Here is an 8,889-nt window from a genome sequence, read left to right as displayed (position 1 = left end):
CGATGCCATGGTGCTTCTCGGTCTCTCTCGTTGAACGGGTGAGTGGCCCGGCACAGGTCCGGGCCACTCACGGTCAGGCGTACGTCGGCAGGGTCACGCGTCGACGAGACCGTGCTGCTCGCCGGAACGCTGTGCCACGATGTGCGCCCGCACGGTATCGCCGTTCGGGGCCGGGGCCGGGGTCCGCTCGTCCAGCGGCACGACGGCCGGCTCGGGCGCCTCGTCCAGGAACAGCCTGCGCACCACACGCTCGGCGGCGTTGCCGTCGTCGAACTGCACGAAGCGCTCGCGGAACGCGGCGCGCAGCTCGGCGGCCCGCTCGCCGTTCCAGGTGCCGGAGCGGAAGACCTCGATCAGTTCGTCCTCGTTCGTCGCGCTCGCGCCCGGCGTCTCGCCCGGGTTGCCGGAGAGGATGTCGAAGTACACACCGCGGGCCCGGCTGTAGACCTCCCAGTCGTCCGCGTAGGTGACGATCGGACGGTCCAGGCAGGCATAGTCGAACATGATCGACGAGTAGTCGGTGATGAGCGCGTCGGCCGCCAGGCAGAGGTCCTCGACCACCGGGTACGTCGACACGTCCTTGATCAGGCCGCGCTCCTGCAGCGCCTGGAGCTGCGGGTCGGCGCCGTAGAAGTAGTGGGTGCGGACCAGGACCACATGGTCGGGGCCCAGTTCACGGCAGAAGCGCTCCAGGTCGATCCGCGGGACGTATCCCGTCTGGTAGTCGCGCACCGTGGGGCAGTACAGGATGGCGGTCTTGCCCTCGGGGATGCCGAGTTCGGTGCGGATGCGCTGGACGTCCTCGGCGGTGGAGCGGAAGTACACGTCGTTGCGCGGGTAGCCGTACTCGATGGCCTCGAAGGCGCAGGGGTAGACGCGTTCCCAGATCTCCGTGGAGTGCTGGTTGGACGTCAGACTCAGGTCCCAGCGGTCGGCCCGCTCGAGCATCTTGCCGAAGCTCATGTTCTTGGCGGCCGCGGGGAAGCGCTGCTGGTCGATGCCCATCTGCTTCAGCGGAGTGCCGTGGTGCGTCTGGAGGTGGATCTGCCCCGGGCGCTTGACGAACTCGTTCGGGAAGTTGACGTTGTTGATGAGGTACTTGGCGCGCGCCATGACCTCCCAGTAGCGGGGGGAGTTCGCCACCACGTAGTCCACGCCGGCGGGGATGTTCTCCTCGTCGCCACGGCGCACGACCCACACGCCGTGGATGTTCGGGGCGAGTTCCTTGGCCTTGTAGTAGATGGCCGCGGGGCTGCAGGCGACTCCGCGGTTCCAGTAGGCCGCGTAGACCGCGAGGTTCTCGTCGATCGGGCGGCGCTTGTGCAGGCGGTAGAGCCGGTTGTACGCCGTCTTGCCGAGTTTCGTCTTCGCCTTCGTGACCCGCTTGATGGCCTTCTGGCGGGTGGAGGACGCGATCGTCATCGCGGCGTACGCGGAGTAGGAACCGCGGGCCAGGATGTCGAACTTCACGCCCATGCTGCCCTCGGGCACCGTGAAGTTCTTCGGCTTGAAGCGCTTGTACTGTTCGGCGGCCAGCTTGAAGAACGGCGTCCGGTCCTTCGGGACGATGCGGTCCTCGCGGGCCAGCGTGAACAGGAAGTGGCTGGCCATGCGCTCGAACAGAAGTGCCCGCACGGGCTCCAGGTGAGGGCGCTCGTCGAGGAACTCGAAGAGGCGTGCGTACTGCTCGAAAATACCGAAATGCTTGCGACCAGGCGTGCGCATGGAGTTGCCCTGGCGGCGCTGGCGGTATTCGACGCAGACGTGGTCGAGGGCGGCGATACGGTCGGCCGTCAGCATGGTCTTGTAGACCATGAGGGCGTCCTCGTAGATGCCGTCGGTGAAGGTGAAACCGTTGCCGACGTAGAACTCCCGGCGGTACGCCCGGTTCCACACCACGGCGAACATGTTCAGGTACTCGGGGCGCTCCAGCGCTGTGAACACGTCCGTGCCGGCGGCGGAGAGCATTTCTCCGGCGGCGCTCGCCTGGACCCGGTTGTTCCAGTAGGTGCGGACGTGGTTGAGCAGCAGGATGTCCGGGTTGTCGGTGGCCTCGAGCCGCTCCGCGATGGCCTGGAGCGCGCCTTCGCCGAGGGTGTCGTCGCTGTCCAGGAAGAGGATGTACTCACCGCGCGACTTCAGCGCCCCCGCGTCGCGCGCCTTTCCGATTCCCTGGTTCTCGGTGAAATGCACGGGAACGACACGGCTGTCGATCTGTGCGTATTCATCGAGTATTCGACCGCACGAGTCCGGGGAATAGTCGTCCACGGCGACGATCTCGAAATCGGTGAACGACTGCCCGAGAATGGAATCCAGGCAGGCTCGCAGGTACCCCTGTACCTTGTAAACGGGTACGACAACGCTTATTTTGGGCGAAGCGTTACCATTCGGCACAGGCATACTCAGGGCTCCTGGGATCGCAGATCAAACTCATCTGCGCCTCGCATTCCGGTCGCTTCGGACCGCGGCGGGACGCAGGGGGCAAGGCGCTAGGTTAACGTAGCCGGAACCCTAGCGTACGCTCTGGTATGGCCGAGGCTGCCGGAGTGTGGCGTGGTTCATGCCGTTCGCCCGACCGCGCCGTATGTCTTCCGTGCTCTATGGCGTCCGCGGTTCGCCCTCGTACCCGTCGTCCCTGCTCAGGTCCCGCTTCCCGGCCCCGGCCGGTGCTGCCCCGCGGTGTTCCCTCCCCATTCTTCCGACGAGTGTTGCCGGTGTTCCGGTCACCGCTCGTGATGTAGGTGTTGCCGTCCTGTGAGGCGGAGCCGCCCGTGCCCGCGCCGTACCGGCCGACAGGCGCTCGTGTCGTACGCCGTACCGGCTGACAGGTGGCTTCCATGGCCCGGCGAAGCCCTGGAAGGTGTCGGTGCGGCCGGGCTGGGTGCCGGCGGGTCGGGCCACGCCGGCCGGCGAGGTCCTGCCGCCGGCCTTGAAGGCGGAGCGGCCAAGTCGTGGCCGGAACCGGGCGCACCGTTGACGCGGCACCGACCCGCGAGCCCGTCGTTCACCGTGTCGATGCCGATGGTGATCCCCTCGACGGCCCTTTCGAGGTCTATTGGCCGGGCTTTGGGCGAGGAAGTCAGGTGCTGCGCTATTTCGCAGAAGCCGGAAATGGCTACGAGTCCATGAGTCGAGGGCGCAAGGCGGAGAAGTCGAGGAATTCCGTCCGGATGTCGGCCGTGGAACACTTCCCGATTCCCCTCATTGTTGCTTCAGGTGTTGTCCAGTATTCCTGACGTCACGTCTCCTGCTTCAGCCGCGGAGTCGGTCTTCATCGCACAGGCAGGTTCCCGCCCACTTGTTCAACCGTTGATGAGCCGTCCGCCTGCCGGACCGATGGGCGCCTCCGCGTCTTCTTCGCGTAGATTCGGGCAGGCAGCCGAGGCGAGGGGGCGGACAGCAAGGTGACCGTGGCAAGGCAAGCAGTGGCACAGGCCCAACGGATCATCGTCAAGGTGGGCTCCTCCTCCCTGACCACCGCCTCCGGCGGCCTCGACGCGGACCGGGTCGACGCCCTCGTGGACGTCCTCGCCAAGGCGCGCAGCGGGGGAGAGAAGGAGATCGTCCTCGTCTCCTCCGGCGCCATCGCCGCGGGCCTCGCGCCGCTGGGCCTGCGCCGCCGGCCCAAGGACCTCGCCCGGCAGCAGGCCGCCGCCAGTGTCGGACAGGGCCTTCTGATGGCCCGCTACACAGCTTCCTTCGCCCGCTACGGCATCCGTGTCGGACAGGTGCTCCTCACCTCCGACGACACCAGCCGGCGCGCCCACCACCGCAACGCCTCGCGCACCCTCGACAAGCTCCTCGCGATGGGTGCCCTGCCGGTCGTCAACGAGAACGACACGGTGGCCACGGACGAGATCCGCTTCGGTGACAACGACCGGCTCGCCGCTCTCGTCGCCCATCTCGTACGCGCCGATCTGCTCGTCCTGCTCTCCGACGTGGACGGGGTCTACGACGGCGACCCCAGCAAGCCCGGCACCTCGCGGATCGCGCAGGTGCGGGAAGCGTCGGACCTCGCCGGCATCGAGATCGGCAGCGCGGGCAAGGCCGGCGTCGGCACCGGCGGCATGGTCACCAAGGTCGAGGCCGCCCGGATCGCGGCAGCCGCCGGCATCCCGGTGGTACTGACCAGCGCGGTCCACGCCGCCGACGCGTTCGCGGGCCGGGACACGGGCACCTTCTTCCACGCCACCGGCAAACGGTCGGCCGACCGTTTGCTGTGGCTCCAGCACGCCTCCACCCCGCAGGGCGCGATCACCCTGGACGACGGCGCCGTGCGCGCGATCGTCCAGCGGCACTCGTCGCTGCTGCCCGCGGGCATCGCGGCCGTCGAGGGCGAGTTCATCGCGGGCGACCCGGTCGAGCTGCGCGACAGCACCGGTCGGGCCGTCGCGCGAGGACTGGTGAACTTCGACGCCAAGGAGATTCCCCAGCTGATCGGCCGCTCCACCCGGGAGCTGGCACGTGAGCTGGGCCCCGCGTACGAGCGTGAGGTCGTGCACCGCGACGACCTCGTCCTGCTGAACCCGTAGGCCCTGCATCGGTAAGACGCGTGTCCCATCACCGGCAGCCGGGAATCGGACGTTCCGCGACCCGCAATCGCGAAGCGGGCGCCCCGCCACCGGCAGCCGGGAAACAGGCGCTCCGTCACACATCCGTGAGACGCGCGTCCCACCCTCCGGATGCGTGTAGGCCCGTCACGGAGACCTCTTCCGTCCGCCACCGCGTCCCGCGCCCCAGGGGTATCCCTGAAACAGCTGTCCGCTACACCCGTAAACGGCCGATTCCCCCGCCCCCACCGGGGGACGTTCCGTAAAACCGCCACACGGCGGCTTCTCACCTGCTCAACTTTGTGGCAGGGAGAGTCCGGGATTCCGTACGACCATCGGGTAAAGGAGGCCGTCGTGAGACGAGTACGCCCTGGGGCGGCGGCGTCCCGCGGTGGTCCCGCCTCCCGTGCGGTGGGCGAGGAGCGGGCCCTGACCAGTGTCGCGGCCGGCGACACCTACGAGGGCGAGCGGCCGGCCGACCAGCCCCGGCTGTGGCACGTCACGCTGAGCGTGTCGGGCGGTGAAGCCCCGTTGACCGAGGTGAGACGCGGTCTCGAACAACTCGCCCACGACCACCCGTTCCTGCTGACCAGCCGGTACGCCAACGACCACGCGGAGATCCGCTACTGGGAGGAGGCCCGCGACCTGCACGACGCGGCGGCCGTCGCGCTGCGCCTGTGGGGCGAGCACCGCCAGACCGCCAAACTCCCGCCCTGGGAGATCGTCGGCCTGGAGGTCATCGACCGCGAGACCTACCACCAGCGCATCGCCGAGGGGTACGGACCGCTGCCCGCGACACCCGTGGGAGTTCACCCCTTTTGAGCCCGTCTCGCCGTGTGGGACAACCGCTGGACGCGCCCGCCCGGCCCACTACGCTTCCCTCATGACCACGCTCTCGCCGTACGACTCCATGTCCCCGGTGGCCCAGGCCGCCTATCGCGCGAAGTCCGCCGCCGCCGACCTGGCACCTCTGCCGCGGGCCGAGAAGGACGACGCGCTGCTCGCGATCGCGGACGCGCTGGAAGTCCGTACGAGCGAAATCGTCGCCGCCAACGCCAAGGACATCGCGAAGGCCCGGGAGGCAGGGACCAGCGAGAGCGTCATCGACCGGCTCACGCTCACCCCCGAGCGCGTGCGCGCGATCGCCTCCGACGTCCGTGACGTCGTGGCGCTGCCCGACCCGGTCGGCGAGGTCGTCCGCGGCTCGACCCTCCCGAACGGCATCGACCTGCGCCAGGTCCGCGTCCCCCTCGGCGTCGTCGGCATCATCTACGAAGCCCGCCCGAACGTGACCGTCGACGCGGCCGCCCTGTGCCTGAAGTCCGGCAACGCCGTCCTGCTGCGCGGCTCGTCCTCCGCCTACGAGTCGAACACGGCTCTCGTCAGGGTCCTGCGCGACGCCGTGGGCGGCGCCGGACTGCCCGCCGACGCCGTCCAGCTCGTACCCGGCGAGGGCCGGGAATCGGTCCGCGAGCTGATGCGCGCCCGCGGCCTGGTCGACGTCCTCATCCCGCGCGGCGGCGCGTCCCTGATCCGCACGGTCGTCCAGGAGTCCATCGTCCCGGTCATCGAGACCGGTACGGGAAACTGTCATGTGTACGTCGACGCGCAGGCGGACCTCGACATGGCCATCGACATCCTGATCAACTCCAAGGCCCAGCGGCCCAGCGTCTGCAACGCCGCCGAGACCCTCCTGGTCCACCAGGACATCGCCGCCGAGTTCCTGCCGCGCGCCCTGGACGCCCTCGCGGACGCCGGGGTCACCGTGCACGCCGACGAGCGCGTCCTCGCCTACGCCAAGGACTCCAAGGCCACCGTCGTGGAGGCCACGGCAGAGGACTGGGACACCGAGTACCTGTCCTACGACATCGCGGCGGGCGTCGTGGACTCGCTCGACAAGGCCGTGTCGCACATCCGGCTGTGGAGTTCCGGCCACACCGAGGCCATCGTGACCACCTCGCAGCAGGCCGCCCGCCGCTTCACCCAGCTGGTCGACTCCACGACGGTCGCGGTGAACGCCTCGACCCGGTTCACCGACGGCGGCCAGTTCGGCTTCGGCGCCGAGATCGGCATCTCCACGCAGAAGCTCCACGCGCGCGGTCCGATGGGACTGCCGGAACTGACGAGCACGAAGTACATCGTCACGGGCGACGGCCACATCCGTCGCTGAGTCACCGGCGGAGGCCGCGTGCCCTCGGCCGCGGGGCGGGCGCAAGAGATCCCCTCGGCCACGGGCCGGGCGCGCGACGCCCTCGTACGGGCGGAACCGCGCGCCGGGCGAGCCGTACTCCCCGGGCCGGGGGCGCACCTCGAAGGCCCGAGGCGGGCCTGTGAGGACGCGCCGTGCGGCCCGTACGCCGTGGCCGCGGAGGGCGCGCGGAGGGCGTACGGGCGGCGCGGCGTCGGGCGCAGGGGCGTGCGGCAGACGGTTCACGGCCCGCGATCCACTGAGGCGCGGTCTCGTCGGGCAGATGAATTTCCGTACCGTCTGCCCAAATTGACCCCCCAGGTCTACTCTGGATCCGTGCCGGAGGACGTGGGGGGCACGCCGTTCCCTGACGGCTGGGAGCCCAACGACGACCGCGGGGGCGCGGACGAAGAGTTCGCCTCCGTGGTCTTCGACGAGGACTTCGTACGGGCGGCGGTGATCCACGAGCCGACCGCCGTGGAGAGGCTGCTCGCGGCGGCCCAGGCCCGCGCGGAGGCCTCCGAGGCCGAGGCGCGCCGAGCGCACGCGCGCGGAACCCGTGGCGACGACGAGCGCTACGAGGACGGCTTCGGCCCCGACGGCCACGGCGACTTCGCCCACGATCCCGACCTGGACGATCCGGACGACACCGAGATCCTGGAAGGTCGCTACGGCGTACCGGGAACGTACGGCCGGCCCAACGGGAAGCAGACCCGCTGGCACCGCCCGGTCGCCTGGATCCTCGCCCTCGTCATGGGTATCGGCATGGTCGCCCTCGCCTTCACTGCGGTCTACAGGGGCGCTTCCTCCGGCAGTCAGGACCAGGTCCCCTCACCCGCCTCCTCCGGCCTCGAACAGGGCCGGGAGAAAGTCACCGGCACGGTCCCCTCCGCTTCGGCCGACCGTTCCCGGCCGGCGGTGTCCGCGGTACCTCGGACACCCTGAGGCCGGTCTCTCCGCCGAGGCACCGACGATCTCTCACACAGAGTGACCGTCCTGGTGAGAACCTGTCAGAACTTGTCGCGTACCACAGCGTTTACCAGAGCTCCCGGAGACCTACTCTGAAGGTATGGGCGGGCCTGGAGACCCACCTGAGGGGACACCCGAGGGTGCTCCCGCTGGTGGAGAGGACGAGTACCGATCCGTCGTCTTCGACGAGTCGTTCGTCCGCGCTGCCCGCCTCCAGGAGTTCTCCGCCCAGGAACGCATGGCCGACCACAGCCCGGCCGTACGCCGCCGCCCGCCCCTTCAGCGCGGACTGTCCCGGCAGGCACTGATCCTCGTCCTGCTGATAGCCATAGCCTTCGGCACCGCGATCTACATGGGTGTACGCCACCCCTACCAGACCCCCGCCGCCCGGCCGGCCGAACCGCTGCGAATGACCGTGATCCCCCTGGCCCCGCAGACCGCCGTGCCCGGCTCCGCGAGCACCGACCAGCTGTACGCCGACAGCCCGGCCGCGCAGTTCCGCACAGGTGCCGACGGCATCACGCTGCCCGCCGTCCGGCGCACCGCGCACTTCTCCGACAGCCAGGTCGTCACCGCCCTGACCACCGCCAAGGACTACCTCGTCGAGTCGTCCCTCGACCCGAGCGTGCTGACCGGAGGCGCCACCCGCCCGGTACGGATCCTGCTCGACCCGCGGCAGCTCGACCAGTTCGACCAGAGCTTCGACCACCCGACCGCCGACGGACGGCACGCCCCGACCGGCTGGCTGGTCCGCTTCGACGCGCCCCGGGCGCAGCTCGCCGACAAGAAGATCCGGGTGCAGGGCACCCTCCAGGCCGCCGAGTTCGACGCGAACACCCTGGAGGTCGTCGCCGACCACACCTTCGTCTACGCGCTGAAGCCGACCGGCGCGAACGCCCAGGCCAAGGCCTCTCTGTTCACCGTCCGGCGCGAGCTGACCTTCCGCTTCGACCGCGACGACCTGCGCATGCACCAGGCCGAGTTGGCGGTGTCGTACGTCCAGGCCGGCCCGCTCGCCTGTTCCGACGACTCGGTGAGCCGGCTCCGGCCGCTGCTCGCGGGTGAGACGGCCAAGGCGGGCGGCCCGGCCGGCACCGACCCGTACGCCACCGGCAGCGCGACCGCCCTGTGCGGTTCGCTGGCCAAGAGCGCGCAGCCGAAGCTCTAGCCGGACCGCCGGGG

The 8,889-nt window shown here is 69.7% G+C and carries 7 protein-coding genes; 6 read left to right on the top strand and 1 reads right to left on the bottom strand.

The genetic code is table 11. The features are described from left to right. Positions 1 to 93: 93 nt before the first annotated feature. Positions 94 to 2,400, bottom strand: a complete 2,307-nt coding sequence (locus N4G66_RS04950; protein ID WP_261702689.1) for a bifunctional glycosyltransferase/CDP-glycerol:glycerophosphate glycerophosphotransferase — start codon at positions 2,398 to 2,400, stop codon at positions 94 to 96. A 551-nt stretch (positions 2,401 to 2,951) separates the two neighbouring features. Between N4G66_RS04950 and N4G66_RS04945 the strand changes: the two genes are divergently transcribed. The 6 genes from N4G66_RS04945 (at position 2,952) to N4G66_RS04920 (ending at position 8,875) form a co-directional block, all read left to right on the top strand. Then, on the top strand, positions 2,952 to 3,236 hold the full coding sequence (locus N4G66_RS04945; RefSeq protein WP_261702688.1) for a hypothetical protein: 285 nt from the start codon (positions 2,952 to 2,954) through the stop codon (positions 3,234 to 3,236). Between the two features lie 168 nt (positions 3,237 to 3,404). Next, positions 3,405 to 4,532: a glutamate 5-kinase gene (gene proB, locus N4G66_RS04940; RefSeq protein ID WP_261702687.1), complete on the top strand. Its 1,128-nt coding sequence runs from the start codon at positions 3,405 to 3,407 to the stop codon at positions 4,530 to 4,532. Positions 4,533 to 4,904: 372 nt separating this feature from the next. After that, on the top strand, positions 4,905 to 5,372 hold the full coding sequence (locus N4G66_RS04935) for a hypothetical protein (protein ID WP_261702686.1): 468 nt from the start codon (positions 4,905 to 4,907) through the stop codon (positions 5,370 to 5,372). A gap of 61 nt (positions 5,373 to 5,433) precedes the next feature. Then, positions 5,434 to 6,720 carry a glutamate-5-semialdehyde dehydrogenase gene (locus N4G66_RS04930; protein WP_261702685.1) on the top strand — a complete coding sequence of 429 codons (1,287 nt, stop codon included), beginning with the start codon at positions 5,434 to 5,436 and terminating at the stop codon, positions 6,718 to 6,720. A gap of 354 nt (positions 6,721 to 7,074) precedes the next feature. Then, positions 7,075 to 7,683, top strand: coding sequence for an SCO2584 family spore wall biosynthesis protein (locus N4G66_RS04925; RefSeq protein ID WP_449343309.1), 609 nt, complete (start codon positions 7,075 to 7,077; stop codon positions 7,681 to 7,683). A 124-nt stretch (positions 7,684 to 7,807) separates the two neighbouring features. After that, positions 7,808 to 8,875 (top strand): SCO2583 family membrane protein, encoded by a 1,068-nt coding sequence (locus N4G66_RS04920; RefSeq protein WP_261702683.1) that lies wholly within the window; start codon positions 7,808 to 7,810, stop codon positions 8,873 to 8,875. Positions 8,876 to 8,889: the final 14 nt, after the last annotated feature.

This window comes from Streptomyces rhizosphaerihabitans (assembly GCF_025399795.1).
In the GTDB taxonomy this organism is placed as follows: domain Bacteria; phylum Actinomycetota; class Actinomycetes; order Streptomycetales; family Streptomycetaceae; genus Streptomyces; species Streptomyces rhizosphaerihabitans.
Note: the sequence above shows the minus strand (reverse complement) of the source record. Positions and strands in the feature narration are given on the sequence as shown.